Annotated in this window: 1 protein-coding gene; it reads right to left on the bottom strand. The window is 68.0% G+C overall.

The features are described 5' to 3' along the window. Window positions 1-18: 18 nt before the first annotated feature. A complete protein-coding gene (locus ACFYOH_RS44845) occupies window positions 19-1,083 on the bottom strand; it encodes an IS110 family transposase (protein ID WP_388638145.1) in 1,065 nt (354 codons plus the stop codon). Between the last annotated feature and the right edge of the window lie 240 nt (window positions 1,084-1,323).

The raw sequence follows: 1,323 nt of genomic DNA, 5'->3' as shown, positions 1-1,323 counted from the left end.
TGAAGCTCCTATAGACCGTCAAGCGCTCTGTGTGAACGGTTTCGGTATGGGGTGGGGATGGGTGAGGTGCTTGTAGACCTCGCGGGCGATGAACCGTTTGAGGCAGCGGAGGATGTCCTTCTTGGACATGCCTTCGGCGGTGCGGCGGGCGACGTAGTTCTGGGTCCGCTGGTCGTAGCGCATGCGGACCAGCGCGATCATGTGGAGTGCGTGGTTGGCCCGGCGGTCGCCGCCGCGGTTGAGGCGGTGCCGGTTGGTGCGGCCCGAGCTGGCCTGGATGGGGGCTGCGGCGCACAGGTGCGCGAACGATGCTTCCGAGGCGAGCCGCTCGGGGTTGTCTCCGACGGTGATCAGCAGCTGAGCGGCGGTCTCGACGCCTACTCCGGGCAGTGCGACCAGCGAGGGTGCTGCTTCGTCCACCAGCGACTTCAGCTCAGCATCAGCGTCGGCGATCTCCTCGGTGAGGTACTGGTAGCGGCGGGCCAGGCGCCGCAGGGCGATTCTGACCGCGCAGGCCGGATCGCGGGTGTCCACGCCGGGCCGGGACCGTGCCAGCTGCTTGATCAGCTCGGCGGGGGCCAGTGTGCGCAGCCGCTCACGGACCTCGCCCGGCGCGGTGATGATGAGGGTGCGAATCTGGTTGATGATCTGTGTGCGGGCCTTGACGGCCGAGCGGCGGACCACCCGCAAGGCGCGGATGGCCTCCACGATGCCGTCGCGGGTCTTGGGGGTCCCGCCGGCCCGGCCGGTGAGTACGGCTGTCGCCGCGGCGAAGGCGTCTACGGGATCGGACTTACCGTTGGCTCTGCGGGCTCGTCGGTCGGGGCGGTCCACCTCGATCACGGCGACCTGGTTTGCCCGCAGCAGCCGGGCGAGTTCGGAGCCGTAGGCGCCGGTGCCCTCGACACCGACGGCGGTGACTTTGCCGTGCGAGCGAAGCCACTCCAGTAGCCGCAGGTAACCGTCGGGAGTGGTGGGAAATGCCTTGGTAGCCAGGTGCCGGCCGATGGAATCGATCACTGCAGCCTGGTGGAAGTCGGTGTGGGTGTCGACCCCGCCGATCACCGCTATCTCGTCTGCCATGCTGATGAGTGCTGTCCTTCCGTGCGACGCATGAGGGATGGCACGCGCCGGTCGGGCGGGAGGACAAGACTGTGATGGGACCTTTGGCCGGGCTCCTATGAGGTCACAGACGCCCGACCGGCCGCGCGCAGGGCGGCGCCACCCGAGTCGGCCGACATTTCATCAACAAGACAGCTTGTACGTCGGTCAGTTGGCGGGTCAGACCGTCTCGGGCGGCACCACCGACATCCTCACAGTCAG

Origin of the sequence: Streptomyces sp. NPDC007856, from assembly GCF_042868225.1 — a bacterium.
Classification (GTDB): domain Bacteria; phylum Actinomycetota; class Actinomycetes; order Streptomycetales; family Streptomycetaceae; genus Streptomyces.
This window is presented reverse-complemented; position numbering and strand designations above follow the sequence as displayed.